The following is a 26,206-nucleotide window of genomic DNA, read 5'->3' as shown; positions in this document are numbered from 1 at the left end:
GAACATGACAGTGAAAATCAGCAACAAGATCGTCGGCTACCGAGTCAAGAAAGCCGACGCTGAGAGCAACGCAGCAGCGGCACCGGAGCAAACCGAACAGGCTCCGGTGAAGATGAACGAAAACATCGAGCGTCCTGATTTCTTGCTGGGCACCACCTACAAGATCAAGCCGCCGGTGGCAGAGCACGCGATGTACATCACCATCAATGACATCCTGCTTAACGAAGGCACGGACCACGAAAGCCGTCAGCCCTACGAAGTGTTCATCAACTCCAAATCCATGGAGCACTTCCAGTGGGTTATCGCCCTCACCCGCGTTATCTCTGCGGTATTCCGCAAGGGTGGCGACGTAACCTTCCTGGTCGAAGAGCTGCGCTCTGTGTATGACCCCAATGGCGGCTACTTCAAGAAAGGCGGCGTATTCATGCCGTCACTGGTTGCCGAAATCGGCGCCGTGATCGAGAAGCACCTGAAGGCGATCGGCCTCTTGGAAAGCGAAGAGATGAGCGAAACCACCAAGCGCATCCTCGCCGAAAAGCGTGCCGAGTTTGAAGCCACCCAGAGCTCCGCCACCAACGACGAGAAGAGCAGTGACTACCCTGCCAACGCCACCATGTGTGGCAAGTGCAGCACCAAAGCGGTCATCGTCATGGACGGCTGCGCCACTTGCCTGTCCTGCGGAGACAGCAAATGCGGCTAAGCTGAACGCCTTGCGCTGAAAAAGGCCCGGAGCTTAATACTTCCGGGCCTTTTTTATTGGCTAACCGGAACGCTCAGGGCCTTTGATACCAGGTCAACTGGGTTAGCCCCCGTCCCGTACCCATCGATCACCTTCCTTGTGATATTCATTCTTAACGGCCGCCCAGGCAACCTTATGCGCGGTTTCCTCACGACCTGCCCCGCCCCTCCGGTCGGACGGGTCCTTGTATTCCTCCCACGCCGAGTTAAACGCTTTTCGGTAAATCTCCTGGGCGTGCTCGGGCAGGTTGTTTTTCACCCCTTTGGGCAGTTCGGAGTTCCGATCATAGGGCATTGTTCCGGCTCCTCTTTGTCTCCCATTAGGGAAGGGTTCTTGAAATCAATTTGACGGATTGACAGCAGCGTCAGTAAGCCACATAAGGCCAGCCCTGACTGAGGACGAGCTCATCCTGTACTGAAGCACTTGCCCCTGCCAAGTTCAAAGTGTTCATAGATGTGGTTTTCCACGTCTGCTAGGGTGAATGGCACATTTTCCAGTACTTGAGTCCGATATGCAGAACTTCCTTCAGCTATGGAGTGAAGCGGCAACGACCAGTCTTGGGTTCTTCTGGATGGCTCTCTGGGCATTCATTCTGGGGTATCTGATCAGCAGCCTGATACAAGTTCTGATTACACGAAAGCGCATGCAGCAGGCGATGGGCAAGGACGGTCCACGCAGCATACTTCTCGGAACGTTTTTCGGATTCATCTCCAGCTCCTGCAGCTTCTCGGCTTTATCCACCACCCGCGCAATTTTCGATAAAGGCGCCGGCCTCGCGCCCTCACTGGCTTTCATGCTGGCATCAACCAACCTGGTCATCGAGCTGGGAATGGTTATCGCCATATTTCTTGGCTGGCAGTTTGTGGTGGGGGAATACGTCGGTGGGATCATCCTGATTCTGGTCACCTGGTTTCTTATCCGGATCACTCGTCCCCGCCGCCTGGAGGCCCAGGCCCGCAGGAAACAGGATTCGGAACAAGAAAACGGAGATAACCAGGATCTCACCTGGAAAGAAAAGCTGAAGAGCAAGCAAAGCTGGCAGAACATCGGTCAGACGTATGTCATGGAATGGCAGATGGTCTGGAAGGATGTACTTATTGGGTTTACGGTCGCTGGGATCATTTCCGCCATGGTACCGGAGAGTTTTTTCCAGGCTCTGTTCCTCGGTTCTGGCAACGAAGATGCCGCCAATCCGGGCTTTCTTTCGGTGCTCGCCCAGACCCTCATCGGTCCGGTGGCCGCCTTTTTCACCTTTATTGGCTCCATGGGGAACATTCCTCTGGCGGCGGTGCTGTTCGGGCAAGGTGTCACCTTTGCCGGCGTAATGGCATTCATTTTTTCAGATCTGGTGGTTCTGCCCGTCCTGCGTATCAACGCAAATTACTATGGCTGGAAAATGGCCCTGTACATCCTTGCGCTCATGCTGGCCGCCATTGTTTTCGCCGCTCTGACGATGCATTACGCGCTGGCATTTCTCGGTTTGCTACCGGACTTCAGCTCAGTCACCGCCCCGGGAGAGCGCGAGTTCTTCCAGCTGAACTATCAGTTTTTACTGAACCTTATTTTTCTTGCGATCAATGTGGGATTGATTTGGTTGTGGCACCGGGCCAAATATGCCCGCAACAAACATGACCACGGACACGAGCACGATCATCATGATCATGGCTCGCCGTCACTGACCGACAAGGTTCTGTCGGTGCTCGTGGTAATGGCGATCATCTGGCTCACAGCCGGTGTGACGCTGACAGCACTCTGAGGGATTTCCTTTCCCTGTGACGAGTCGCAATAGGCTCAAAATTTCTCGACTTTACACGCCCACATCGAATTCACGGGATAACAACTTCTGAAATGGAGCGTAATTTGCGCCCCACACCATCGCTTCCTATAGTTTGGGTCCGATATCAGCCTCCACGGAGGTCATCGAAATGCGCTTTCTAATTGTCTCCGCAGTGCTTCTGGCACTGTTCAGGATTCCCCTGGCCATCGCGGACGATGGCGTCGGTCCCTGCAACGAAAATTACTATTTCAGCTGTGACGAGGATGGCAATTGTACGTGCCTTCCCCTGCAGCCCATTTACAAAACGTTCCACACCGATGATAGAACACCACTCACTGCGGTTGCCTGATCCAGGTTCAGGCATCCGCAGTGAGATCGGTAATCAACCGTTGGCCGCTGCCACCACTGACATTTCAACAAGGATTTCGGGCCGGGCCATCCGCGCTTCCACACAGGCGCGCGCTGGTTTTGGGTGATCCTTGATCCAGGCATCCCAGACCGCGTTCATGGCGGCAAAATCCTTCATATCGCGGACATAAATGGTGACGGACAAAATTCGGTCCACAGCACTGTCGGCGTCTGCCAGAAGGTTTTCAATCTTTTTGAGACACTCCTCGGTTTGCCGCTGAATATCCCAGTCTGCCTCACCGGCGGTCTGGCCGCACAGATACACGGTCCCGTTGTGTTTAACAATACGGCTCATTCTGTCTGTGGAGTGAATGCGCTCAATATCTGACATGGGTGCTCCCCCGTTGGCTGAGTGTGAAATGGAAGCGCAAGTTTACACCGGTGCCTTCCATGTAACCATTTCACCAGGGGGCAGACGCAAAGAAGGCAACAGGTACATCACGAACCTGCTGCCACTACGTAAGAATGATTGATACGTCGGGTCCACTACACCTTCGCTTTCTTCCGCAACGGCGCCTTGGCTGGCTTATCCTTTTCCGCTGCCAGCGTACGTACCCGATCGAAATCTTCTGCACTGAACACGCCATTCACGCCGGAGATGGCTGCCAGTTTCATGCCGTGCTTCAGGCCCATCTTGTAGATTTCCCGCACCTTCTCCCATTCGATGTTTCGGCCCAGAGTGAAGTTCTCGAACCGCCCTTCCAGGGCCAGCACGATGGTTTCCGCCAGGCAGGCATAGGCAATACCCTCTGGCAGGCCGATGTCTTTCATTCTGACATGGCCCGGCAGCTGAATTTCACCGGATTCAATCACCAGAACATCCGGGCGTTTGGCCACGTCTTCAGCGGGGATATCCAGCGGGCGAGCTACGTCAGTGATTACGCAACCGGGCTTGACCTTCATGATATCCAGAATCCGCTTACCCGCTCCGGACGTGGCAGTCACGATCATATCCATGTCAGCCAGGTGCCGATTGGCTGAGCCGGCAATATGGACGATGGCGCCGGGCGTTTCAGACTCGATGCTTTCTTTCAGCGCCAGCAGCTTGGCGGGCTCGGGCGCCGCCAGATAGATCTCGTCCACGGCCTTGGCCAGCAGGCGCGCACATACGGAGCCGATGGCACCGGTGGCTCCGACCACCATGGCCTTGCCCGCCATTTTTCCGTTCTTGCCAACACTCACACGGCCGATTTTCTTCACGGCCTCGTGGGCTGCCCACAAGGCACCGGAGGCGCTGTAACTGTTACCCGTAGTGATTGGCAGCGGAGCGCGTTTGGCCACGGTGATGCCGGCATCCCCCACCACCTTGGTGAAGGCGCCGAGACCCATGACCTGAGCCCCAAGCTTTCTAGCCAGCCTGGCCGCCTGCAACAGACGTTTGTAGGTAAACTCCGGATCGTGGGCCATGATTTCTTTTGGCGTTCCACCCACGGTAATCAGCCAGCCTTCCACTTCGTCCCCCGTGGGAGAGGCAATACCCGTTACCTTGGAATAGATAAAAGGCGGCGTGTAGGCGATCGCCTTTTCAACCAGATTCATCACCCCTTTTGGCGAAACTTCGGCAATCCAGTCCAGCGGTGGTGTCTTGGTCAGGTACTGCTGGGACAGGGGATGAATAACGAAGGCAAACCGGTTCACCCGGCGGTACTCATTCGGGTAGATGATTCGTGGCTCGATGCCGAGTTTCTGGATGACACTCAGATAATCATCGGCCGCCAGCTGCTCGGGGGTGCGCGCCAGCGAGGCGCTGATCATGGCCTCCATCACGTTGGTTCCTACTGGCCGCCCTTCCAGCCAGGGACTGTAGTCCACCACCATGGCCACATTGCGGGCCTTCAGCCAATCAAGGGCAGAATCGGTTACGCGGGAAGTAATGATCGTCTTGCCATCCAGCTGCTTCTGCCCCATGCCCTCCAAGTCAGCGATGGACGCGACAATGACATGGGCAGACTCCACTGCCTCACTGAGCGACGTCTTCACCATGCCTTCTGCAAGGCGATAAAGCGGGTTATGAAGCGCAATTTCCACCGCACGGGCGGCCGCCGGCCGATACATAAACGGCGAGGTAATGCGGGTATAGGTTTCCAGATGGCTGAGGGACGTCAGCAGGTACGGAACACCGAAATCGGTGTAGGGATCGGCGAAAAACAGATTGTCCGTATGTTCCGCCAGCGCCCGGGCAATGCGGTAACTGGCCTGGCCGTTAAAACACAGAATCCGCGCGTTATCAAAGAAATGGCCCAGTTCTGACTGGGTGTGGCGAACCGCCCACTCCTGCAGAATTCCACGTAGGCCAGCACCGGTGGTAACCGGCTTGTCCGGTATGCAGTCTTCCAGGCGCGCTGTGTCCGGATGAAGGATCTGCTCTTTACCGACCTGGTAATGGTCGTGAATCATGCTCAGCCCTATCGCGTCAGCCTGTTCACGCACTGAGTCCAGAATGGATTCCGCGCGTTCCAGGTCGCCGTCCGACCCCAGACGAATCACCCGGAAAGGCTGGCCCAAAAATTCCGTTTCAAGCTGATAGTCGAACTCCGATGATCCCTGGCTGACGCTGACAACCGTTTTCATAGTGCTTACCTGTCCCTGAATTGTTTGTTGTGCTGACCGAAGGGTAATCCACTGCGCTGCTTCTTTCCTTTGCTCAGATCAAATTTCACCCCTTTCAGATAGGTCTACAATGAAAGCGAAAATTCGATTACCCATTTGCCTCACAAGCAAGGAGCTGGCATGACCATCCAGGAAGAGCTTGCATCAACCATTGAGGATCTCGTGGGCCCGGATCGAGGGATTCTGGCCGCCGACGAAAGCGCACCGACCATCGAAAAACGTTTCCGCGCCATTGACGTGGAATCCACCGAAGACAGCCGCCGGGAATACCGCAGCCTGATTCTGTCTGCCCCGGGGCTCGGAGAGTTCATCAGTGGCGTTATTCTGTTCGAGGAAACCCTCGGTCAGTCGAGCCTGGAGGGCCAGCCCATACCCGAGCTACTGAAGAGCCAGCACATTGTGCCGGGCATCAAGGTGGATAAGGGCAAAAAGCCAATGGTCAATGCGCCCGGTGATGAAATTACCTTTGGGCTGGATGGGCTGAACGATCGGTTGGAAAGCTATAAGGCTCAGGGTGCCCGCTTCGCCAAATGGCGTGACGTGTTCCATATCTCCGACACCCTGCCCTCGCGATGTGCCATTGAAGCGAACGCCGAAGTGTTGGCCCGCTACGCTGCCGTGTGCCAGTCCTGCGGAATCGTCCCCATTGTCGAGCCCGAAGTACTGATGGATGGCCACCACAGCATCGAGCGCTGCGCCGACGTGAGCGAAGAGGTGCTTCGTGCAGTATTCAACGCGCTTGCACGGCACAGAATCCAGCTCGAACACATGATTCTGAAACCGAGTATGGTGACGCCTGGAAAGGCCAACCCTCACGCTGCACCCAGCGAGGTGGCTGACGCCACGCTCACCATATTCAAGCGGGTGGTGCCAGCGGCGGTTCCCGGAATTTTCTTCCTGTCCGGTGGGCAAACGCCAGAAGAAGCCACGGCCAATCTGAATGCCCTTAACAGTCATGGCCCGCAACCCTGGGCGCTCAGTTTTTCCTACGGCCGGGCACTACAGGAACCCGCCCAGAAAGCCTGGGCAGGGAAACTGGAAAATGGCGAAGCGGCCCAGGAAGCCTTGCTGAAGCGCGCCCGCCTGAACAGTGGTGCGCGCTCCGGAAAGTATCAGGCAGCGCTTGAGGGCTAGCCCCTAGTCACAACCGTCGGTGCAGAGGCCTTTGCCGTCAAAGGCCATGTTCCTGCCACTTAGAGGCACGTGTACCGGCACCTGGACCATCTCGCGGAACCGGGCGGTTCGGGTGCCCTCGATGACGTCACCGCCTGAGGTCGCCGCTTCATTGGCATGGGAGGCAATCACCGCTTTCGGTTTGATCAGGTCATTGATCACGTAAGCGGCTTCTTTAGGCCCGGTGGTATAGGTATCGCCGATATTCATCACCACCAGCTCAGCCCCGTAATGGTCCCTGACCACCAGCTCCTGCTCGGCGGTAATCCCGGTATCCCCGGACAGGTAGACGACCAACCCATTGGTGAACGTCAGAACATAGCCGGTGGGCGGCCCCACACTGGCACCCACGCCGGCCGCTTTCAGATGTTCTGCCAGCGGACCAGTCAGGAAGGAAGGCGCCACACCGTTACTGTGAACGGCAGGTACGGTGGTCATGGCGACCTCGCCAACTTGAACCTCGGCCCCAAATCGAACCAGCATCGAATTCGCAGGATCGCCCCCGGCGCTCTTCAGCTTGGCAGCAAAAAAGGCGGGCATTTCGCTGCCAGTGACAATTTTCGCCCCTTTGCCGACGGCGATATCCACGGTATTGGATTGGGGCAAGGTTGCTACAGAAGTATCCGGCGCGCCGCAACTTCCCTGATTGACCTTGGCAATACGGCGATCACCCACGTGGTCCCCGTGCATGTGGGAAACCAGCAGCACATCGATATTGCCGAGCCGTGGGTCATCAGGCCCCGCTACCGTCCGGCCGGCATCGTATAGAATCCGAGTGCCGTTTGGATCCTCGAAAATCAGAGCGCGGTCACGCCCGCAAAACTCCCCGTCGTGGCTTCCCAGGGGGGTTACGGTCACCACCCCATCATCGGCAAGTACACTGGCACTGAATATGCTGATCAGGCATGCGGCAGCAGCGACGAACCCATTGCTTCGTCGGGTCGATCGTGTAGACATCGGTTTCTCCTTCCAGTCCTCGAAATGTGCTCATCGTCGGGTCACAACGCACAGTCGTTTACTTCCAATGTAGTTGGCAAATACGGACTGGAGGGAAAATAACGAAGCTCAGGCGGCTTCGATGGAAGGATCAGATCTCTGCACGCCTTGCTCCAGGCAAGCCAACATCGGCGTTACCTCACGAATTTTCCGGGCCTGAGGCCACAGACTTTCGGCTTCATTAAAGCCCTGACGAAGGAAGTTCATCCACTGCTTTATGCGGCCTGTCACGTAGCGATCTTCCAGCCAGCCCTGAAGCACCTCGGCGTATTCACGCACCAGCGCCACCGCTTCGGCCCAGGTCATATCCGGGATGTCTTCACCGGCCTGGCTGGCTTTGATTTTGCGAGCCAGGTCCGGCCGTGCAATCAGGCCCCGACCGATCATCACATCGTCACAACCGGAAACTTCTCGACAACGCCAGTAGTCGTCCACGGTCCAGATCTCACCATTGGCAATCACGTGGTTCTTAACCGCCTCACGGACTTTGGCGATCTCTTCCCAGTAAGCAGGCGGCTTGTAGCCATCCACCTTGCTTCGGGCATGAATGACAATCTCCGCCGCGCCGGCCGCTTCCAGCGCCTGGCCGCAGGCTACGCCCATGGAGCGGTCATCGTATCCCAGCCGCATTTTGGCGGTCACCGGAATATCAGCGGGTACGTGCCTGCGCACGGCTGCGGTGATGTCATGCATGAGTTCGGGCTCACGCATCAAAACACAGCCACCCTTGTGGCGGTTCACGGTCTTGGCCGGACAACCGAAATTGATGTCCACCTGGGATGCGCCCAGTTCCGCTGCCCGAGCGCCGTGAAGCCCCATCTGTTCCGGATCGGAGCCCAGTAACTGAAGCGCCACCGGCGTACCGACCTGCGTCAGAGACCGGTTATGAAGTTCCGGGGCGTACTTGTAGAAAACCCGGGGCGGAAGCATGCCATGGGTGACCCGGACAAATTCGGTCACGCAGCGGTCGATGCCACCGACGGTCGTAAGTACTTCTCGGATAGGTGCATCAACAAGCCCTTCCATCGGGGCAAGGATGATTCGCATGTCGGCTCCGGACTGATCAATCTTTAAGCGGGGCCGGCATTGTAGTCAGTTTGAGGAGTGGATAGAAGAGTACGCGGGTAGCGACTTTTACGTGGAAAGCTGCCCCGCACACCATCGTGCAAGGCAAACGTTGACAGGATTCGGGCCGGGACGCGGACGGAACGCCCGTCCCGGGCCCTGGGTGATCAGCCTGAGCAGCGCCCTGATAGAGTTTTACCCACTCATCAGGGCAATCCTCAGGTCCACCGCGATTTGCTGCCTACCACTTAGTTAGCCAGTTCCAGCAGCAGACGGTTCAGGCGGGTAACGTAGGCACCCGGATCTTTCAGCTGCTCGCCGCTCGCCAGTGTGGCCTGATCCAGCAGTACGGCTGCCAGTTCACCGAAGCGCTCGTCGCCCTTTTCACTTTCCAGGCGCTGAACCAGCGGATGCTCCACGTTGATTTCGAAGATCGGTTTGCTGTCCGGCACCTTCTGGCCAGCCGCTTCCATGATCTTCTTCATCTGGGCGCCCATGTCGAACTCGCCAACCACCAGACAAGCCGGTGAATCGGTCAGACGATTGGTCGCACGAACGTCCTGGACCTGATCTTCCAGCACCTTCTTGATGCGCTCCAGCAGATCCTTGTGCTCTTCAGCCGCAGCTTCCTTCTGTTTCTTGTCCTCTTCGGTTTCCACCTCACCGAGGTCAAGATCGCCACGGGCAACGTCCTGGAACTGCTTGCCGTCGTATTCGCTCAGGTAGCCCATCATCCACTCGTCGATTCGATCGGACAGGATCAGAACCTCAATGCCCTTCTTGCGGAAGACTTCCAGATGCGGGCTGCTCTTGGCGGCCGTAAAGTTGTCAGCAGTGATGTAGAAGATCTTCTTCTGACCATCTTTCATGCGGCCAATGTAGTCGTCCAGAGACACGTTCTGGGTTGCTTCACCGGTGTGGGTGGATGCAAAGCGCAGCAGGCCAGCGATTTTCTCGCGGTTGCTGAAATCTTCCGCCGGGCCTTCTTTGATAACGGTGCCAAACTCGCCCCAGAACTTCTGGTATTCCTCAGGATCCTTCTTGGCCAGCTTGGACAACATATCCAGCACACGCTTGGTCAGCGCGGTGCGGATGCTCTCCACGGTGCTGTCGTTCTGCAGGATTTCACGGGAGACGTTCAGAGACAGGTCGTTGGAATCCACCACACCCTTGGCAAAGCGCAGGTACAGCGGCAAAAACTGCTCGGCGTCGTCCATGATGAACACGCGCTGAACATACAGCTTCAGGCCACGGGGCGCCTCACGGTTGTACAGATCAAACGGTGCACGGGCCGGGATGTACAGCAGGCTGGTGTAGTCCAGCTTGCCCTCAACCTTGTTGTGGGACCAGGTAAGCGGGTCCTCGAAGTCGTGAGCAATGTGCTTGTAGAACTCTTTGTACTCTTCGTCCTTGATCTCGGTACGCGGCAGTGTCCACAGAGCGGTCGCGTCGTTGACGGTTTCGTCTTCGTCCTTCTTGTCTTCTTCCTCGGATTCGGACTTCATCACCACCGGGAAGGAGATGTGGTCGGAGTACTTTTTCACAAGGCCGCGCAGGCGGTAGCCATCGGCAAACTCGTTCGCGTCACTTTTCAGGTGCAGAACGATTTCGGTACCGCGCTGCTCACGGTTAACCTGCTCGATGGTGAACTCGCCATCGCCCGCAGATTCCCAATGGACACCTTCGCTGGCGTCTGCGCCGGCGCGGCGAGTGAACACCTCTACCCGATCCGCGACGATGAACGCGGAGTAGAAGCCCACACCAAACTGACCGATCAGCTTGCTGTCTTTCTTTTCGTCGCCGGAAAGCTGCTTGAGAAACTCCGCTGTACCGGATTTGGCGATGGTACCCAGGTTCTGAACCACGTCTTCTCGACTCATGCCAATACCGTTGTCCGCAATGGTTACGGTGTTGGCGTCTTTGTCATAGGAGAGACGGATTTTCAGTTCGGAATCGCCTTCGTACAGGCTGTCATCCTTGAGCGCTGCAAAACGCAGCTTGTCTTCGGCGTCGGACGCGTTGGAAATCAACTCCCGAAGGAAGATTTCCTTGTTGGAATACAGGGAGTGAATCATCAGGTGAAGCAGTTGCTTCACTTCCGTCTGAAAACCAAGCGTCTCTTTTTTGGACTCAACCGTCATGGCGTCTTTATCTCCTGACTTAATGCACAGTTCAGAAAAAGCGGTTACAGGAAGGCTGCTTGAAGGGAGCCACCGCAGGGGCACAAAGCGCCTTGCGACAGGATTTCCAGACAATTCGCAGCAACCTTTCCGTACCCGCTTCAGTACGGATTCATTACCTTGCTGCAAAAAGTGGGGTCATGCCGGCGCATTTCAAGCCCCTGCAAGAAGGGGATTTGATAGAGATTCAACCTTCAATGAGGAAATGAGCCCGGGCGGTGGCTATCGGTTGGGAACGGGATTTCTGCCAGGCGGTAATCATCACGTTGGCGACCCGATTGCCCTGGCGGGTCAGTCTACATTCGGCGTAGGTTTCACGGTCCAGCCCGGCGCGCAGGTAATCCAGAGAAAAATCCACGATTCGGGGCATCCGGGGCGTTTCCTGGGACATCATCAGATAAAGGGCTGCCGACAATTCCATGAAGCCACCAATCACACCACCATGAATGGCCGGCAAGATGGGGTTGCCCAGGTTCTGCTGCTTCCTGGGCAGACGGAAAATCAGGTCATCCCCGAAGCGATCACATTCCAGGCCGATGAACCGGGCGTAGGGAATGCTGCTCAGCATGCGTGAGAAATCGCCAGTATCCCGGGTGTACTGCAGAAGTTCCGCGTCGGTCATGCTTCACCTCCGGTAATCAGGTCCCGGTAACCCTTGGGAGTGGCTTCCTTACCGATGCGCATAAAGGTACCGACGCAGTTGGCAATCGTTTCACCACCTTCCTGATAGGCCTCACAACGGGTGAAGATGATGTTGCGGGTCACCTTGTAGGTTTCTGCCCGGGCATAGACCGGCTTTCGCGGTTCAGCCGGGCGCATGTAATCCACCCGAAGATCCAGAGTTGGGCAAAGCTCAAATTCGTCCAGCGCACAAATGATGACGGAGCCGGAGGCGGTATCCATCAGGGTAGTAATAGCACCACCGTGGATGACGCCGGTTTCCGGGTTGCCGATGATACGGTCACTGTAAGGAAGGCAAAGCACCAGCTCCCCTTCCTTTGCGTCTTCCACACTCAGCCCCAGTTCACGGGCCTGATTCAGTGTTTCAATAAACCGGGTAACCCGGTCTCTGCGAGTATCATCGTTCATTCAGGTTTAGCCTGTTGGTACTTGAAGTTTGGAATTACTGATTCGAGTCTGTTGCCGCGGGCGATGGTTCTTCGAACACCTTTCCGGCCCGCAAAGCCGTCAATGCATCCGAACAGAATTCCCGCCGATACAGCACCACAACCACCAGGGTTGAGGACGCCATAAACACCACCGGGTGAATAAACCAGCCAACCACCGCCAGCGCGTAGTAATAGGAACGCAGTCCCAGGTTGAAGGCATCCCCGGCGAGGTTACAGATGTTACCGGCACTGCGGGCAAACGCTTCTCGGGCCGCGGGGCTGGTTTTGGTATCGTCCGGAGGCGGCGCACTGCCCACCATCACCGACACGAAATTGTACATCCGCATAGACCAGGTGAACTTGAAGAAGGCGTAGATGAACACCACCAGCAGGATGACCATCCGCAGCTCCCAGATCTCCCGGGTTGGCAGTGTGCCGAACGGCAAGGTGCCGAAAACCTCCATCACCTCCTGGGTATAACCCAGCGCGGTAATGATACCGGCCAGGATCAGCAAGCAGCTGGAGGCGAAAAAGGCGCCGTTCCGTTCCAGATTTCCCACCACCGAGGCGTCCGCAATTCGGTTCTCACGGCGCAGCATCACCCGCATCCAGTCCTCGCGATACAGGTCCAGGGTGTTGGACAGGCACGGACGATCACCGGCCCGGCGCTTGGAATACTGGGTATAGCCCACCCAGCAGGTCAGAAACCAGAGCAATGCTATGAGTTCAAGGACAATGCCCATGATGGCCCCACGAATAATTGAGCGGAACGAAAGTGCGCAAGAACAGTCAGTTATGATACGCGAAGGGGAATATTGTCACCACATTCTATGGCCTGACACACAGTCGTCCCTGCCCCTTCCTGTGGTATAACATCATGGCACACCACGAAAGGGACAACGTACCCGCTGACGGATCAAAGGGGAGTTTTACGTGATTCACTCCATGTTTTTTCGCTGCCTTGGCCTGGCCATCCTTGCCCTCACGCTGGCTGGCTGCGCCAAAAATCCGGTAACCGGTGAAAGCCAGCTTTCTCTGATCGCCGAGGACAAGGAACTGGCGATGGGCGCGGAGCAATACACTCCCACCCAACAGACCCAGGGCGGCCAGTTCTATCTGGACCCGGAACTGACCATCTATGTTCGGGAAGTTGGCCAGAAACTCGCCCGCGTCAGCGACCGACCAGACCTGCCCTATGAATTTGTTGTGTTGAACAGCAGCGTACCCAACGCCTGGGCCCTGCCCGGCGGGAAAATCGCCATCAACCGGGGCCTGCTAGCCAAGCTTCAGGACGAAGCCCAGCTCGCCTCGGTCCTGGGTCACGAAATTGTCCACGCTGCGGCCCGCCACAGCGTCCAGCGCATGCAGCAGGGGATGCTGATCAGCGCGGGTGTTGCCGGTCTGGGCATTGCCATGTCGGACAACGAATGGGCGGGACTGCTCATGGGTGGTGCTGCCGTCGGAGCGCAACTTGCATTGGCCCAGTACAGTCAGGGCGATGAACTGGAGTCCGACTACTACGGCATTCTTTACATGCGCCGGGCCGGCTACGATCCAACCGCCGCTGTGGAACTGCAGCAGATTTTCTTTGAGCTGTCCAAGGGACAGAATCCGGACTTTATTCAGGGCCTGTTTGCCACCCACCCACCATCGGCTGCGCGGGTCAAGGCGAATCAGGCGCTGGTAAACAAAGTGGGTGCCGGCGGTTACCGTGGCAAGGATGTGTATGACCGAAAACTGGCGACGCTCAGAAAACTCCAGCCCGCGTACGATGCCCATGACAAGGCACGTAAACTGGCATCGGAAGGCAAAACTGACGAAGCCCTGAAGGAAATCAACGAGGCCATCAAACTGGCACCGGATGAGGCACTGTTCTATTCCCTGCGCGGGCAGATCTACAAAGGGATGAAGAAGCCAGACCAGGCTTCCAAGGACTTCGACAAGGCAGTCTCCCTCTACCCGGAAATGTTCCTCTATCGCCTCTACAACGGCATGAACGCCCTGGAATTGAACAATCTGGACGAAGCACGGGAAAACCTGACTCAGGCAAATCGGGTGGTTCCGACATCCATCGGCTTTTTGCGGATGGGAGACGTTGCCGCCAGGCAGGGCAACAAGGATGAAGCCGCTGGCTACTACCGCAAAGCCGCCGAAGCCGGCGGGGATGTAGGCAATGAAGCCAGGCAAAAGCTGGAAGCCCTGAATCGACAGGGGTAACCATCAACAAAAACCGAGGCCGGAAAGCCTCGGTTTTTTTGTGCCCTGCTCTGCAGTTTGCCGCACCGACTGTCATTCACTGTCACGCGCCGCATTGACATTTAGAGTAATAGCTCTAAAAATCAGAAAAGACCAACAACCAACGGAAAAACGGCAATGCTCACAAAACGGATTCAGCCGATGATCTTCCAGGCTCGCCGGCTCTACGTAGAGGTGATGTTCCAGGTCATGGGACGCGCCCTTCAGGCGGTCAGCGAAGTAGACAAAACAGTGAACAAGGAAGCCGAAGCCCTGCCCGACGGGTTTCTGTTCGAAATGATGGTGATGCCTGATGGTGCTCGCCTTATCGTCGAGCACACCGGTCTGGGGCGATTCAAGTACCACGGAGATTCTGCACCCCGCCCAGTGGATCTTTCCATCCAGTTCAAGCACATCGCCCATGCTTTTCTGGTGCTCTCCTTCCAGGAGAAAACCTCCGTGGCCTTTGCCAATGACCGGATGCTGGTGGATGGTGATATCAGTTACGCGGTGCGCATGACGCGGGTTCTGAATCGTCTGGAATCGTTCATCCTGCCAAAGCTGATTGCAGAACGCGCGGTGAAGGAATACCCCGCAGACCTCGGACTTCCCGAAAAACTGATCAGTGCCGCCCGAATCTACCTGAAAGTTGCAACCAATTTCGTCGAGACCGTGAGAGCATCATGACTAACAAATATTACGAATTCTTCTGCCCGGTCAAAGTCATTGCCGGCAAGTCTGCCCTTGAGCACATCCCCTACGAACTGACCGGCCTGGCTGCCAAGCGCCCGATGATTGTTACTGACAAAGGCGTTCGCGCGGCGGGGCTGCTGGACCCTGTGATTGCAGCCTGTGAAGAGAGCGGCCTGGAAATTGTCAGCATTTACGACGACGTTCCGCCCGATTCATCCACCTCCGTAGTACGCGATATCGCGGGTGTTTACCGCCAGGAGAAGTGCGATTCCATTATTGCCGTGGGCGGCGGGTCCGCCATTGATACCGGCAAGGCCGTCAATATTCTGGTTTCAGAAGGGGGGAACGATCTTTCCAAGTACAGTGGTGCGGGTGTTCTCAAGCATCCACTCAAGCCTTTCTTCGTGGTGCCCACCACCGCCGGGACCGGCTCGGAAGTCACCGCAGTGGCAGTCATCACCGACGAGTCCAAGGGCGTGAAGCTGCCGTTTTCTTCCTCGTTCCTGCTGCCCAACGCCGCAATCATTGATCCGCGCATGACTTTGACGCTGCCGGCGCACATTACCGCTGCCACCGCCATGGATGCCATGACCCACGCCACCGAAGCGTTTACCTGCATGGCCAAGAACCCGCTGAGTGACGCCTACGCGACCGCTGCTATCAAGAAGATCAGCACGTCCCTGCTGCAGGTGATGGACAATCCGAAGGACTCCGAGGGCCGCCTTGAACTGGCGCAGGCTTCGACCATGGCGGGCATTGCCTTCTCGAACTCCATGGTGGGCCTGGTGCACGCCCTCGGGCACGCCACGGGTGCTATCTGCCACCTGCCCCACGGCCTGTGCATGAGCCTGTACCTGCCTTACGTGCTGGAATTCAATCTTGAGGATATCCGCGAACCTCTCGGCGAACTGCTGCTTTATCTGGAAGGCCCGGAGGTCTATTCCTCCACCCCAGCCAGCCGTCGAGCAGAGGCCAGCATTTCAGCCATTCGCAAGCTGCGCGACCAGCTCTATCGTCACTGCAAACTGCCACGGACGCTGAAGGAAACCGGCAAGGTTGAGGAAGCCCAGCTGGACCGGATTGCCGAAATGGCACTGGATGACGGCTCCATTATGTTCAATCCGAAAGAAGTCACCCTGGACGATGCCAAAGCGGTCCTCCGACGCGCCTGGGCATAATCACCAACGGGTCCGCTTTACGGAGTAGCCCGCTGAAAAGAAAAACCAGCGACTAAAATCGCTGGTTTTTTTGTCTTACTGAACAATTTCTTTCCCGCAAATATTACTGCCTTTAACAACTATTGCCCAAAACCAGTCCTTGGCAATTCGTCCATGCGGTTCCGATCTTTAACCCTCTGGCGTGTACCAGATGGGCGATGAGTAAGCCCGGTCAATCACTTCCATCGCGGTTCCTTCAGGCATTTCTACATCAAAAAACTTGGCGTCGTAGGCGGTCCATCGGGGCGTGGGGATTTCAAGAACCCGAATGTAGTAAACAGCCCGCTGATCAGGATCAAAGTCGGGATCCATCCAGTGGCCAGCCAGGAAGGCATCGCCAATATTGTTGGTGTAGGTCGCCTCGGCCACGTTGACGGTGTTGCCCACATCGCCATCACAACGATCGTCACTCACCTCTCGACCGTCTGCACAGGCGACATCCCAGATTTTCTCCATGGTCTCGCCATCCGTGCCTATCCAGCCTTTGACCATCTGAATCCGATCCAGATTGGCGCCGTCCGGATCACGCAATGCCCGAACCAGGAAGGTGGGCGCTTTAGCACCGTCTGGGGCGGTTCTCAGGTCACTGCCCATGGGAACGCCTCTGGAGTATCCCTGAGTGGCAAAGTCCGCCAGTTGAGCCTCCTCTGGTTCGAAGTCCCATCCTGCAAACATACGCAGGCGAATCCGCGACCCGGTCGTTGCAAAAACTTCCTTACGCAGCATGGCGTCAAAAATGGCTTCTCGGGTGTTTTCTGTCGCCCAGACGCCCATCAAACCAGCCGCAGACAAATCCGTCGCATAGATATTGAGCTCTGGATTTTCTGCCTCGATCAACACATCTTCAAAACGATGCTTCGAAGGCTCCACAATGTGGGCCTTACCGAACCAGTTGTCCTCACGGGTGGTTGGCAGTGCGGTATGATTGTCGGTCGCTCCAATCATGCCAAACTTGAAAGGGTTAACGCCGAGTTCTTCCTCGTAGGCCAGGCCCCGAATCAGCGCCGGGCGTGCATACTCTCGCGGTAGCATGTCAGGTTCCTTCGGTTCCGAACCCGTAATGTTCCCGCCATCAAGAAGCTCCTGACCGGCAAACTCATCGTCGGGCGAAACCAAGGGATGCGCTTCTCCTGTTCCCTTGGCCTGGGTCATCTCGTAGAGGGGCTCCCAGCGCATACGACGCTTGGCGTAGTCCGCATCCAGCTCATCACCGGACAGGGTGACATCGTTGAACATAAATCCATTGGACAGGTTGCCGTTGTGGGGAATCGCGAGCATGGATCCGCCGGTTTCATCCTCATAGGCCTGCATGTATTTCCAGAGCGCTTCCGGGTCGTCGCTATCGTAGGCAGAGAACGGAACCACATTCATGGCACGCTCTTTACCGTCCCGGAAAACCACGACGCGGTGCAAATTGTTGCCTTTGGGCTGCGAAGTCCATTCAAACCCGACAAAGGTGGTGAACACACCGGGTTGGTAGAAGTGATCTGCCCGTGTTGTAGCTGAATCCCACGCAATCCGCTGCATCTTGATGCTATCGATGCCATCGGTCCCCTCTGCAGTCAGGCGCAACCAGTCGATAAACGCGTCATAGCCCTTTCCGGACTTAACCAGCTTATACCACTCCCGACCCTTCTCAGTGTCCTGAACAACGGGCGCATCCTGCCGGATAAACTCGGCGAGGCCAAAATTCTCTGCGTGGTCGGCAAGGACAATAAAATCGAGGGGGCGATTCAGCTTTACCGGGTACCCAAGATGGCTGATAACCTCCTCGCCTCGCGAAAAGCGATAGGCCTCTTCAGGTCCCAGGGTGGCCCCTGCCATTCCGGCATCGGTAGACCAGGAAGAATGAAGATGGGTATCACCGAAATACACGTTCTGGGGAAAGTCCTGCCCCACAAACGGGGAATAGGACTTCTGGATGGCGGTGTTTTCCCCTTCGGGTGGGCGTAAATCCTGTGCCAGTAAAGCCGTTGCGGGCAGGCAGGTTAATGCGATGGCTGAGAACAATCGAAAGCAGGGTGAGCGCTCCATGGCTGCTGTCTCCAATCTGGTATCAGATTAAGACTAGCAGCACCTGAAGAGAGCGCATGGTTGAAGCGAAGTTGGCCTGGCTTTACACCCCGCCCGAGCGGGGTGCGACCGTTCGGGAGCCAGGCCGAGAACAAGTGAAGTCCCGTATTATTCCAGCCGGCGCAGTAACAGCATCGGCGATACATTCAGCACAGGCCCCAGTTGCCAGCGACCAAACAGCGCCAGGACCACCGCACTGACCAGCGGTACTGAAATCACAATTGGCCAATGCCACTGGAAGCTGCCCTCGAACATGCCATATTGCAGTGCCCAGACCGCAGCCTCGGCTGCAGCAACCCCGATTAATCCCGCGAAGCCACCCAGCAGCGCAAATTCCATCATGGTACTGCGTACCAACAGGGACTGACGGCCACCCAGGGTTCGCAACAAGGCGCCTTCGCGCTGTCGATCTTTCAGCGTGGCACTGACCACCGCAGCCATTACCACCAGCGCCGCCGCCAGTATGAGAGCGAGTATGGCCTCAATCGCCCGGGTCACCTGACCGACAATCAGCTGTATACGCTCGATGATGTGGTCAATCTCCAGCACTGAAATCGTTGGGAACCGACGGGAAAACTCGTTCAGCGCCTGCTTATCCTGGTCCGGCAGGTAGAAGCTGGTTATCCAGGTGGCCGGCATATCCGTCAGCCCTCCGTTGGGAGGAAACGCCATATAGAAATTGGGTTTCATACTGTCCCACTGGACGGTACGGATACTGGTCACCGGCTCGGTCACTTTGGCCGAGCCAATAGTAAAGGTCAGCCGATCACCAATCTGAAGTCCGAGCCGTCCGGCGAGCTGGGATTCAACGGATACGCCCTCCGTCTGTCCCTCCTTGAACCAGGCACCCTCAATGATTTCGTTATCCGCTGGCAACGAGACCATCCAGGTCAGATTCAGCTCCCGATTCAGCGCATTGATGCGCTCGTCCTTACTGACCGCATCCTTAACCGGTCGGCCATTCAGCTCCGTCAACCGGCCCCGCACCATAGGATAGAGTTGGCTCAGGGGCTGACCGTTGTCCTGCCAGTATTCGCTCACCTCTTCCACCGCACCCGGTGATATGTTGATCAAGAAATGATTCGGGGTGTCTTCCGGCAACTGTGCCTGCCAGTCGTCCAGCAGCGACGAGCGTACCAGTACCAGAGTCGCAGCGAGCATCAGGGTCATGGAGAAAACCGCCATCTGGGAGAGGCTGGCACGACGGTGGCGATACAGTCCCACCAGCGCCAGTCGCCAGGCATTACCACCGCCCTTCACGTGGCGAAGCAACGCCATCAACGCCCAGCCAACCAGGGCAAGCACCGCCAGCAACAACACCAGTCCACCCAGCAGGGACACCACCAGAACCAGCTCGCCAGCATACAGCCAGACCAGACCGAACACCGCGAGAATGGCGACAACGATATCCGGAATGGCCTCCCGACCAGTTTCACCGGGCTGACTCCGCAATACCCGCATGGCGGGTACTTGCCTAAGCCGCCGAATGGGCGGATACGCAAAAGCAAACAGAGACACCAGCGCAGTCAGTAAGGCAGGCGCTAACGCAGCGGGATCAAGGTAGAAATCCACTGGCCGCTCCAGCACATCACTAAGTATTCGGGTCAGCAACCAGAACAACGGAAGAGCGACCAGCAGACCACCCACGACGCCCACCAAGCCCCACAGGGCGAGACGACGGAGATAGAGTTTGCCAATGCCGGCGCCATTGAGCCCGAGGGTTTTCAGCAATGCAACGGTATCTCGCTGTGACAGGGAATACTGCCGACTGGCGACCGCCACGGCCACCGATGCCAAGAGAACCGCCAGGCTTCCACCCAAGAGAAGGAATCGCTCGGCCCGCTGGAGTGAGCGGGAAAAGGTTTCTCCGTCCCGAACCCCTTCCCATTCGTGACTGGGGTGAAGCTGGGGTTTCAGCCACTCGTGGTACTCGTCCAGAACCGGTTCCTCGCCAGCAAACAGGTAAACATATTCGACCCGGCTACCTTCCTGAATCACACCAGTCGAGGGCACGTCGTCTACGTGCATCATCACCCTGGGCGCCAGCGCCGAAAGCCGAAAACCGCCGTCCGGTTCGCGGATCAGTAGTCCAGACACCGTCAGGCTGCGACTACCCACATCCAGTGAGTCGCCGATCTCAAGCTCCAGCAAACGAAGCAGCCTGGGATTGATCCAGACTTCGCCGGGCGCAGGTCCGCCACTGGCCAGTGTTCGGGTACCGTCTGGTGAGGCCTGGAATTCAATTTCACCCCGCAGCGGGTATTCGTCACTGACGGCTTTGACCGACACAAGCTGGAAGCCGCTGCTCCCGAACACCATTGTGGAGAATTCGATCATGCGTCCTGTTTCCAGGCCGCGGCGGGTTGCCTCATGCATCCACTCCGAGGGGATTTCCCGGCCGTTTTCTGCCTCCAATTGGCGATCCGCCGCAAGGAAGGAACTGGCGGACGTCACCAACGTGCGCTGAAGCTGGCTGGCAAAGAGGGCAATGGTGGCCACAGTGGCTACGGCAATGATCAGTGCCACCAGAACCACCCGTACATCCCGCTCGCGCCAATCCCGGCGCACGGACATCAGTTTCTCAGCGGCAACCATCAGTCAGCGGCCTCCCGGGCCGATTCCGGCTCCGTCAATTCGCCCGCCTCGATGTGAAATTGACGGCCACAGCGTGCCGCCAACTGTTCATCGTGGGTCACCATGACCAGGGTCGTGCCCTGTTCCCGGTTCAGGGCCATGAGCAGGTCCGAAACAGACTGGCCGGTTCGGTTATCCAGATTGCCCGTCGGTTCGTCGGCAAACAGGACGACTGGATCCGACGCAAAGGCCCGGGCGATGGCCACCCGTTGCTGCTCGCCGCCGGACAGCTGGCGGGGCGTATGGCCCAAGCGCTCCCCCAGCCCAACACGCTCAAGCAACTCCCTGGCGCGGGCTTCGGGTTGTTCGATACCCGCCAGTTCCAACGGGAGCATGACGTTTTCCAGAGCCGTCAGGGCCGGCAGCAACTGGAAAGACTGGAAAACAAACCCGACTCGTCGTGCCCGAAGTTGTGCCCGCGCATCCTCACTCAAATCACTGATGACCGAACCATCGAGCTCGACCTTTCCTTCACTGGGCGTATCGAGGCCCGCCAGTAATCCCAGCAACGTGGTCTTCCCGGAACCGGAGCGGCCAACAATCGCCACAGACTCGCCACGATTGATTTCCAGATTGACCCCCTGCAAGATCGTTAACGTATCGGTTTCAAGGCTGACCCGATGGGTCAGGTGGGACACCTTGAGCATGGGCTGCCTCTGGTCGGAATTGGGATGGGCCATCTGATTCACGAAAACTCCCGGTTTTGAAAACGAATGTATTGAACGCCACACAGAGTAAATAATATTGCTATGAATACGGCACAAGTGACCGCCAGATCAATAGTTTTCCTCCTGTTCATGTGTTTCGTTGCTCCGCTCTACGCCAGCGCGAACACCATACTCATCCTTGGCGACAGCCTGAGCGCCGCCCACGGTGTGCCCACGGAGCGAGCCTGGGTACAGTTGCTGAAGAAACGGCTGGACGACGATGGCCTGCCCCAGTGGCAGGTGGTGAATGCCAGCATCGGAGGCGAGACAACTGACGGCGGTGCCCGTCGTCTACCCGGGCTGCTGGAGGAGCACGATCCGGACGTGGTGGTCATTGAACTCGGCGGAAATGATGGGCTCCGGGGGTTTCCGCCTAACGTCATCGAGTCGAACCTGGCGGATATGATCAGTCGGGTACAAGCATCAGGGGCTGAAACCGTGCTGGTCGGCATGCAAATTCCGCCCAATTATGGCCAGCGGTACACGCAGATGTTCGCCGACATTTTCCCGAAGCTGTCTGAGCGTTTTGACACCGCACTGGTGCCCTTTTTCCTGGATGGCATCTACGACCAGGAAGGCTTTATGCAGGACGACGGCATCCACCCAACCGCCGAGGCCCAACCCCGCCTACTGGACAATATATGGCCCGCCCTGCGCCCCAGACTGGACTGAGGTCCGACGGACGTCAGACTTCATTTTTAAGGAAGGATATGGCTCGGCGCTCTGACCAGTAGTAGCCGTCCCGGGCGTGTTCGACGAAACCGACATGCCCTCCCCAGCGGGGATACTCTGCCCTTACATAGCTACCCAGCACACTTCGCGCTTCCGGGAAACAATGCCTGGACAGGAACGGGTCGTCAGCGGCGTTGACCATCAGCGCCGGCACACGAATGTCCTTGAGACGTGGCAAGGCGGATGCCTGAGCCCAGTAGTCGTCGGCGTCCCGGAAGCCGTGCAAGGGCGCCGTATAGAGATCATCAAACTGGCGGAAATTCTGAATCTTCTCAAAGCCTGAAATATCGATGATTTCCGGGTATCTTTCGGCCTTTACCTGCATTTTGGTCTGAAGATCCTTCAAGAATCGCCGCATGTAGATCTTCCGGCTTGGCCGGGCGAGTACTTCCGCGCTGCCAGCGAGATCACAGGGCACAGAGTAGGTCACTGCGCCACAGATACGACTATCAACCCGTTCGCCCTTCTGAGCCAGGTACAGCAGCGTCAGATTGCCGCCCATACTGAAGCCAGCCAGAGAGATTTTCCGATAGGACTTGAGAAGGACATGCCCCAGCACTCGCTCCAGATCTTCCGTGGCGCCGCTGTGGTAGAAACGGGGCAGCCGATTCATCACGCCGCCACATGAGCGATAATTCCAGGCCAGCACATCCCAGCCCGCACTCATCAGAGCCCGAGCCAGGCCAAGCACGTAAGGCCGACGGCTATGTCCCTCCAGGCCGTGGGAAATGACAGCGAGGCGGTCGCTGCCCTGCCGGTACCAGTCGAGCTGGAGTTCGTCGTCGTCATCCGTGGCCAACGCTTCCCGGTGGGGCTCGGTCAGGCTTACCGTTCGGAACAACGTAGGCCAGACCGATTGCACGTGACCACTGCGTAGCCAATGAGGTGGTCGATACGCCATGCCATCAAACCAGAAGTTTTCGGGTAAAGGGTGTGGAGCCGATTCCATAGCTGTCATATCAACATCTCCCTGTCGCTTTTTTCCTGCCACTACAAGCGCCTGAACAGCAAAAGAAGTACAATTTTTAACCTGTCAATTCAGGGGGTTGACCCGGCCTCTTAAAGCCCTTAATATGCGCGCCACTTCGACGATGTTCCCCGATAGCTCAGTTGGTAGAGCAACGGACTGTTAATCCGTTTGTCGCTGGTTCGAGCCCAGCTCGGGGAGCCACTTATTCCTAAATGCCGCTCTTCCATACGGAACAGCGGCATTTTTCGTTCAGGCCCTAGAGAACCTGTTCCCGCTGCATGAATTCGGTCAGCACCCGATAAAGAGTATAGCCATCTTCAGAGCCAATGAGCTCACGAATGGAATGCATACCGAACTGGGGCACACCGATATCCAGCGTGGTCACACCCAGGTTACCAGCCGTCAGAGGCCCGATCGTGCTCCCACAGGCCATGTCACTGCGAACCACAAAGCTCTGATGGGGCAACCCCAACTCATCACTGATGTGGCGGTAGACGCCTGCAGAGCGACTATTGGTGGCATAGCGCTGGTTGTGATTGATCTTGATAACCGGTCCCTGGTTCAGGATCGGGCCATGGTTCTGATCGTGCTTGTCCAGGTAGTTCGGATGGATGCCATGGGCATTGTCCGCGGAGATCATCATCGAATGAGCAACCGCCCTCGCCTTCGCAGCTCCGCACCAGCGGTCCAGCACCGCTGAGAGAAACGGCCCCTGAGCACCCTCGGCGGAGACACTGCCCACCTCCTCGTGATCATTGCACACCAGCAGCGCGGCCTCGTCCCCGGAGGTATTCAGCAGCGATTGCAGGCCGATGTAGCAGCTCAACAGGTTGTCCATACGGGCGGAGGCAATGAACTCATCCCGGAGACCCACATAGGCTGCTTCAGCGGTGTCGTAAAGGCTCAGTTCGTAACCCAGGACCTTGCTGACAGCCAGCCCGGACTCTTTGGCAATCTGCTCTTTGAGCAGATCCACAAAACTTGTCTCGTCAGTCTCCGCAACCTGCATGACCACGGGCGGGAGATCTGTTTGAGGATTGACCGTCTTGCTGTTGTTGGCTTCGCGGTCCAGATGAATGGCCAAGCTGGGAATGAACGCAATCGGCTTCTTGAAATCGACCAAAGTGTCACGCACCTTGCCTTCACTATCCAGCACAGTCACCCGGCCCGCCAGGGACAGGTCACGGTCAAACCACGGGTTCAGCAGGACGCCGCCATATACCTCGACGCCAAGCTGGAAATATCCCGTCTGGCGCAGATCCGGGTTGGGCTTCACTTTCAGACAAGGACTGTCAGTATGCGCCCCGACCATACGGATGCCCGATGTGGTCACATCTTTGGACCCCGTCCGGAACGCAACGATAGACGTGCCATTACGGGTCACGAAATACCCCTGGCCACTGTCCAGCGCCCACTCTTGCCGCTCGTCCAACTCCCTGAAACCGGCCGCTTTCAGCGTTGCCTTCATGGTTTCCACGGCATGCCAAGGCGTCGGTGACGCATTCAGAAACGACAGAAGTTCTTTGTTAAATTCAGTGTGTTCCATGATGTTCCTGATTGAATGATAATGACGGGTACAGTATCGCATGAAGCCGTTTCGCCTTAATACCGATTCAACGGACATCCACTACCCTTGCGGTATTGAAACTCAGGAGCCCGCCGTGTCCACACCCAGATTTCTCGATATCGAATACTGCCAAACCGACGATGCCCTGTTTCCCACGGCAATTGCCTGGTCCCTGGGCGATGGGCGCATGAAGACCGTCATCATCGCGCCCGACGACGATTGGCTGCCCGCCGATGGCGATCTTGGGGATGTCGACCTGAACTACCTGGAAGAACAGGGTGTCCCGCTGCTGGAATTGGTTCGCGAACTCCACCAGGACCTTCCTGACCAGACGGTTTACGTCGACGGTTTTGATCCGGACGAAATTCTCATCGATAAGCTGTTCGGTGCCGTAGGCCAGGAACCACCGTTTGAAATTGCCCCGATTGCTGAACTCATTACCGGACTGGACATCGACACGCTGGAAGACCAGCGCCGGCAGCTGATGATCGATGAAGGGCTTGAACCTCAGCTGCCGGAAAACGGGGTATATGCCCTGCTGCTACTGGCGCGTGGAGAAGGCCTTCTGGACGGATAACCCCAACCAAACCCGCCTGGCACAGGGAAGTGTGACACGGGTCGACGTAACAGTTGGTTACACAAGGCAAAATCGGGCCCGTATCCGCTGAAGTCAGGAAGCCCGACAACAATGAACAAGGTCCTGCGAACATCCCTGCTCGCTGCATTGATCACACCCACATTGACTGCCGCTCCGCTTGCATCCGCACAGGAAAAATTCCGTGAGGATCTGTACTACGTGGGTGTTTTGGGATCACTGTTCAATTATCGGTCCGTACTGGAGCGAGTCCCTTTAGAGGGGGGCGGGCGCACGCAGCAATACAACGATGGCTGGGGCAGCGGCGTGACGCTGGTCGCTGGGGACCATATCAGCGAACTGTTCCATGTAGAGCTTCGACTGGGCGGCGGCTTCAAGGAAGCCGACATAGGTAATACCGGAGCATCCCTGAACGTTGATTACTTCGCCAGCTGGTATATTGGCCTTCACTACCACCTTGGCGAAGGCGCCAATATCTACGGGCAATTTGGCTTTTCGTACATTGGCGGTGACGCCGATTTGCCCAACGAAGAAGCCCGGTACGCTTTCCCACAACTCCAGGAGGAATTCCCCGAAAGTGCCTTCAGCAAGAGCTGGATTGCCGGCCTCGATTACGAAGTTTTGGACAACGTTTACTTTGTACTGGAAGGCGGCAACCTGTTCGAGGACACCCTCACCGAAGTCAACACCTTCCAGTTCAACAGCGGCGTTCGCTACGAATTCTGA

General features: G+C 57.0%; 24 protein-coding genes and 1 tRNA gene. 10 read left to right on the top strand and 15 right to left on the bottom strand.

The window, feature by feature from the left end; all coding sequences use genetic code 11:
* The first annotated feature begins 4 nt into the window (after nt 1-4).
* The gene (locus QVZ43_RS09560; RefSeq protein ID WP_302909756.1) at nt 5-700 is read left to right on the top strand and encodes a TSCPD domain-containing protein; all 696 of its coding nucleotides are present in this window, start codon (nt 5-7) and stop codon (nt 698-700) included.
* Nucleotides 701-802: 102 nt separating this feature from the next.
* Here the strand turns inward: QVZ43_RS09560 and QVZ43_RS09555 are convergent, their stop codons facing one another.
* On the bottom strand, nt 803-1,033 hold the full coding sequence (locus QVZ43_RS09555; RefSeq protein WP_302909755.1) for a ChaB family protein: 231 nt from the start codon (nt 1,031-1,033) through the stop codon (nt 803-805).
* Between the two features lie 187 nt (nt 1,034-1,220).
* Between QVZ43_RS09555 and QVZ43_RS09550 the strand changes: the two genes are divergently transcribed.
* Complete coding sequence (locus QVZ43_RS09550; protein ID WP_302909754.1) at nt 1,221-2,495, top strand: permease; 1,275 nt, start codon at nt 1,221-1,223, stop codon at nt 2,493-2,495.
* Between the two features lie 403 nt (nt 2,496-2,898).
* On the opposite strand, the gene QVZ43_RS09545 is transcribed toward QVZ43_RS09550, so the two are convergent.
* Together QVZ43_RS09545 and QVZ43_RS09540 are read right to left on the bottom strand one after the other, a co-directional pair.
* Nucleotides 2,899-3,255, bottom strand: a complete 357-nt coding sequence (locus QVZ43_RS09545) for a RidA family protein (RefSeq protein WP_302909753.1) — start codon at nt 3,253-3,255, stop codon at nt 2,899-2,901.
* Between the two features lie 155 nt (nt 3,256-3,410).
* On the bottom strand, nt 3,411-5,495 hold the full coding sequence (locus QVZ43_RS09540; RefSeq protein ID WP_302909752.1) for a dehydrogenase: 2,085 nt from the start codon (nt 5,493-5,495) through the stop codon (nt 3,411-3,413).
* Between the two features lie 159 nt (nt 5,496-5,654).
* Here QVZ43_RS09540 and QVZ43_RS09535 point away from each other — a divergent pair, with 159 nt between their 5' ends.
* On the top strand, nt 5,655-6,668 hold the full coding sequence (locus QVZ43_RS09535) for a class I fructose-bisphosphate aldolase (protein WP_223795499.1): 1,014 nt from the start codon (nt 5,655-5,657) through the stop codon (nt 6,666-6,668).
* A 3-nt stretch (nt 6,669-6,671) separates the two neighbouring features.
* On the opposite strand, the gene QVZ43_RS09530 is transcribed toward QVZ43_RS09535, so the two are convergent.
* The 7 genes from QVZ43_RS09530 to QVZ43_RS09500 all read right to left on the bottom strand — a co-directional run bounded on the left by QVZ43_RS09530 (nt 6,672) and on the right by QVZ43_RS09500 (nt 12,800).
* On the bottom strand, nt 6,672-7,664 hold the full coding sequence (locus QVZ43_RS09530; protein ID WP_302909751.1) for an MBL fold metallo-hydrolase: 993 nt from the start codon (nt 7,662-7,664) through the stop codon (nt 6,672-6,674).
* Nucleotides 7,665-7,772: 108 nt separating this feature from the next.
* On the bottom strand, nt 7,773-8,750 hold the full coding sequence (locus tag QVZ43_RS09525) for a tRNA dihydrouridine synthase (protein ID WP_302909750.1): 978 nt from the start codon (nt 8,748-8,750) through the stop codon (nt 7,773-7,775).
* A 23-nt stretch (nt 8,751-8,773) separates the two neighbouring features.
* A complete protein-coding gene (locus QVZ43_RS09520) occupies nt 8,774-8,890 on the bottom strand; it encodes a hypothetical protein (protein ID WP_302910643.1) in 117 nt (38 codons plus the stop codon).
* Nucleotides 8,891-9,016: 126 nt separating this feature from the next.
* Nucleotides 9,017-10,909 carry a molecular chaperone HtpG gene (gene htpG, locus QVZ43_RS09515; protein ID WP_302909749.1) on the bottom strand — a complete coding sequence of 631 codons (1,893 nt, stop codon included), beginning with the start codon at nt 10,907-10,909 and terminating at the stop codon, nt 9,017-9,019.
* 226 nt (nt 10,910-11,135) lie between these two features.
* Nucleotides 11,136-11,570 carry a PaaI family thioesterase gene (locus tag QVZ43_RS09510; protein WP_302909748.1) on the bottom strand — a complete coding sequence of 145 codons (435 nt, stop codon included), beginning with the start codon at nt 11,568-11,570 and terminating at the stop codon, nt 11,136-11,138.
* Nucleotides 11,567-12,037 carry a PaaI family thioesterase gene (locus QVZ43_RS09505; protein WP_302909747.1) on the bottom strand — a complete coding sequence of 157 codons (471 nt, stop codon included), beginning with the start codon at nt 12,035-12,037 and terminating at the stop codon, nt 11,567-11,569. Before QVZ43_RS09505 ends, QVZ43_RS09510 begins: the two co-directional genes overlap by 4 nt.
* 34 nt (nt 12,038-12,071) lie before the next feature.
* Nucleotides 12,072-12,800, bottom strand: a complete 729-nt coding sequence (locus QVZ43_RS09500; RefSeq protein WP_302909746.1) for a DUF599 domain-containing protein — start codon at nt 12,798-12,800, stop codon at nt 12,072-12,074.
* Nucleotides 12,801-13,002: 202 nt separating this feature from the next.
* On the opposite strand from QVZ43_RS09500, the gene QVZ43_RS09495 reads away from it, so the two are divergent.
* The 3 genes from QVZ43_RS09495 to QVZ43_RS09485 all read left to right on the top strand — a co-directional run bounded on the left by QVZ43_RS09495 (nt 13,003) and on the right by QVZ43_RS09485 (nt 16,163).
* A complete protein-coding gene (locus tag QVZ43_RS09495; RefSeq protein WP_302910642.1) occupies nt 13,003-14,274 on the top strand; it encodes a M48 family metalloprotease in 1,272 nt (423 codons plus the stop codon).
* Nucleotides 14,275-14,430: 156 nt separating this feature from the next.
* Complete coding sequence (locus QVZ43_RS09490; protein WP_302909745.1) at nt 14,431-14,979, top strand: hypothetical protein; 549 nt, start codon at nt 14,431-14,433, stop codon at nt 14,977-14,979.
* Entirely contained in the window at nt 14,976-16,163 is a 1,188-nt protein-coding gene (locus QVZ43_RS09485) for an iron-containing alcohol dehydrogenase (RefSeq protein ID WP_302909744.1), read from the top strand. The genes QVZ43_RS09490 and QVZ43_RS09485 overlap by 4 nt, the downstream gene beginning before the upstream one ends.
* Before the next feature lie 168 nt (nt 16,164-16,331).
* On the opposite strand, the gene QVZ43_RS09480 is transcribed toward QVZ43_RS09485, so the two are convergent.
* The 3 genes from QVZ43_RS09480 to QVZ43_RS09470 form a co-directional block, all read right to left on the bottom strand.
* Nucleotides 16,332-18,236 carry a DUF3604 domain-containing protein gene (locus QVZ43_RS09480; RefSeq protein ID WP_302909743.1) on the bottom strand — a complete coding sequence of 635 codons (1,905 nt, stop codon included), beginning with the start codon at nt 18,234-18,236 and terminating at the stop codon, nt 16,332-16,334.
* Between the two features lie 147 nt (nt 18,237-18,383).
* Nucleotides 18,384-20,870 (bottom strand): ABC transporter permease, encoded by a 2,487-nt coding sequence (locus tag QVZ43_RS09475; protein WP_302909742.1) that lies wholly within the window; start codon nt 20,868-20,870, stop codon nt 18,384-18,386.
* Nucleotides 20,870-21,589: an ABC transporter ATP-binding protein gene (locus QVZ43_RS09470; RefSeq protein ID WP_302910641.1), complete on the bottom strand. Its 720-nt coding sequence runs from the start codon at nt 21,587-21,589 to the stop codon at nt 20,870-20,872. Before QVZ43_RS09470 ends, QVZ43_RS09475 begins: the two co-directional genes overlap by 1 nt.
* 69 nt (nt 21,590-21,658) lie before the next feature.
* On the opposite strand from QVZ43_RS09470, the gene QVZ43_RS09465 reads away from it, so the two are divergent.
* Entirely contained in the window at nt 21,659-22,288 is a 630-nt protein-coding gene (locus QVZ43_RS09465; protein ID WP_420890909.1) for an arylesterase, read from the top strand.
* A gap of 13 nt (nt 22,289-22,301) precedes the next feature.
* On the opposite strand, the gene QVZ43_RS09460 is transcribed toward QVZ43_RS09465, so the two are convergent.
* Nucleotides 22,302-23,306: a YheT family hydrolase gene (locus QVZ43_RS09460; RefSeq protein WP_338140892.1), complete on the bottom strand. Its 1,005-nt coding sequence runs from the start codon at nt 23,304-23,306 to the stop codon at nt 22,302-22,304.
* A gap of 137 nt (nt 23,307-23,443) precedes the next feature.
* On the opposite strand from QVZ43_RS09460, the gene QVZ43_RS09455 reads away from it, so the two are divergent.
* Nucleotides 23,444-23,519 (top strand) — tRNA-Asn (locus QVZ43_RS09455).
* Nucleotides 23,520-23,574: 55 nt separating this feature from the next.
* Here the strand turns inward: QVZ43_RS09455 and QVZ43_RS09450 are convergent.
* A complete protein-coding gene (locus QVZ43_RS09450; protein WP_302909741.1) occupies nt 23,575-24,864 on the bottom strand; it encodes a M18 family aminopeptidase in 1,290 nt (429 codons plus the stop codon).
* Nucleotides 24,865-24,979: 115 nt separating this feature from the next.
* Here QVZ43_RS09450 and QVZ43_RS09445 point away from each other — a divergent pair, with 115 nt between their 5' ends.
* Complete coding sequence (locus QVZ43_RS09445) at nt 24,980-25,462, top strand: hypothetical protein (RefSeq protein ID WP_302909740.1); 483 nt, start codon at nt 24,980-24,982, stop codon at nt 25,460-25,462.
* A gap of 111 nt (nt 25,463-25,573) precedes the next feature.
* On the top strand, nt 25,574-26,206 hold the full coding sequence (locus tag QVZ43_RS09440; protein ID WP_302909739.1) for an outer membrane beta-barrel protein: 633 nt from the start codon (nt 25,574-25,576) through the stop codon (nt 26,204-26,206).

The sequence above is a fragment of the Marinobacter suaedae genome (assembly GCF_030519635.1).
Lineage (GTDB): Bacteria > Pseudomonadota > Gammaproteobacteria > Pseudomonadales > Oleiphilaceae > Marinobacter > Marinobacter suaedae.
Note: the sequence above shows the minus strand (reverse complement) of the source record. Positions and strands in the feature narration are given on the sequence as shown.

Bases quoted from the DNA above. Each gene is read 5' to 3' on its own strand.
- QVZ43_RS09560 (WP_302909756.1), top strand. From the start codon at position 5: ATGACAGTGAAAATCAGCAACAAGATCGTCGGCTACCGAGTCAAGAAA.
- QVZ43_RS09555 (WP_302909755.1), bottom strand. From the start codon at position 1,033: ATGCCCTATGATCGGAACTCCGAACTGCCCAAAGGGGTGAAAAACAAC.
- QVZ43_RS09550 (WP_302909754.1), top strand. From the start codon at position 1,221: ATGGCACATTTTCCAGTACTTGAGTCCGATATGCAGAACTTCCTTCAG.
- QVZ43_RS09545 (WP_302909753.1), bottom strand. From the start codon at position 3,255: ATGTCAGATATTGAGCGCATTCACTCCACAGACAGAATGAGCCGTATT.
- QVZ43_RS09540 (WP_302909752.1), bottom strand. From the start codon at position 5,495: ATGAAAACGGTTGTCAGCGTCAGCCAGGGATCATCGGAGTTCGACTAT.
- QVZ43_RS09535 (WP_223795499.1), top strand. From the start codon at position 5,655: ATGACCATCCAGGAAGAGCTTGCATCAACCATTGAGGATCTCGTGGGC.
- QVZ43_RS09530 (WP_302909751.1), bottom strand. From the start codon at position 7,664: ATGTCTACACGATCGACCCGACGAAGCAATGGGTTCGTCGCTGCTGCC.
- QVZ43_RS09525 (WP_302909750.1), bottom strand. From the start codon at position 8,750: ATGCGAATCATCCTTGCCCCGATGGAAGGGCTTGTTGATGCACCTATC.
- htpG (WP_302909749.1), bottom strand. From the start codon at position 10,909: ATGACGGTTGAGTCCAAAAAAGAGACGCTTGGTTTTCAGACGGAAGTG.
- QVZ43_RS09510 (WP_302909748.1), bottom strand. From the start codon at position 11,570: ATGACCGACGCGGAACTTCTGCAGTACACCCGGGATACTGGCGATTTC.
- QVZ43_RS09505 (WP_302909747.1), bottom strand. From the start codon at position 12,037: ATGAACGATGATACTCGCAGAGACCGGGTTACCCGGTTTATTGAAACA.
- QVZ43_RS09500 (WP_302909746.1), bottom strand. From the start codon at position 12,800: ATGGGCATTGTCCTTGAACTCATAGCATTGCTCTGGTTTCTGACCTGC.
- QVZ43_RS09495 (WP_302910642.1), top strand. From the start codon at position 13,003: ATGTTTTTTCGCTGCCTTGGCCTGGCCATCCTTGCCCTCACGCTGGCT.
- QVZ43_RS09490 (WP_302909745.1), top strand. From the start codon at position 14,431: ATGCTCACAAAACGGATTCAGCCGATGATCTTCCAGGCTCGCCGGCTC.
- QVZ43_RS09485 (WP_302909744.1), top strand. From the start codon at position 14,976: ATGACTAACAAATATTACGAATTCTTCTGCCCGGTCAAAGTCATTGCC.
- QVZ43_RS09480 (WP_302909743.1), bottom strand. From the start codon at position 18,236: ATGGAGCGCTCACCCTGCTTTCGATTGTTCTCAGCCATCGCATTAACC.
- QVZ43_RS09475 (WP_302909742.1), bottom strand. From the start codon at position 20,870: ATGGTTGCCGCTGAGAAACTGATGTCCGTGCGCCGGGATTGGCGCGAG.
- QVZ43_RS09470 (WP_302910641.1), bottom strand. From the start codon at position 21,589: ATGGCCCATCCCAATTCCGACCAGAGGCAGCCCATGCTCAAGGTGTCC.
- QVZ43_RS09465 (WP_420890909.1), top strand. From the start codon at position 21,659: ATGAATACGGCACAAGTGACCGCCAGATCAATAGTTTTCCTCCTGTTC.
- QVZ43_RS09460 (WP_338140892.1), bottom strand. From the start codon at position 23,306: ATGACAGCTATGGAATCGGCTCCACACCCTTTACCCGAAAACTTCTGG.
- QVZ43_RS09450 (WP_302909741.1), bottom strand. From the start codon at position 24,864: ATGGAACACACTGAATTTAACAAAGAACTTCTGTCGTTTCTGAATGCG.
- QVZ43_RS09440 (WP_302909739.1), top strand. From the start codon at position 25,574: ATGAACAAGGTCCTGCGAACATCCCTGCTCGCTGCATTGATCACACCC.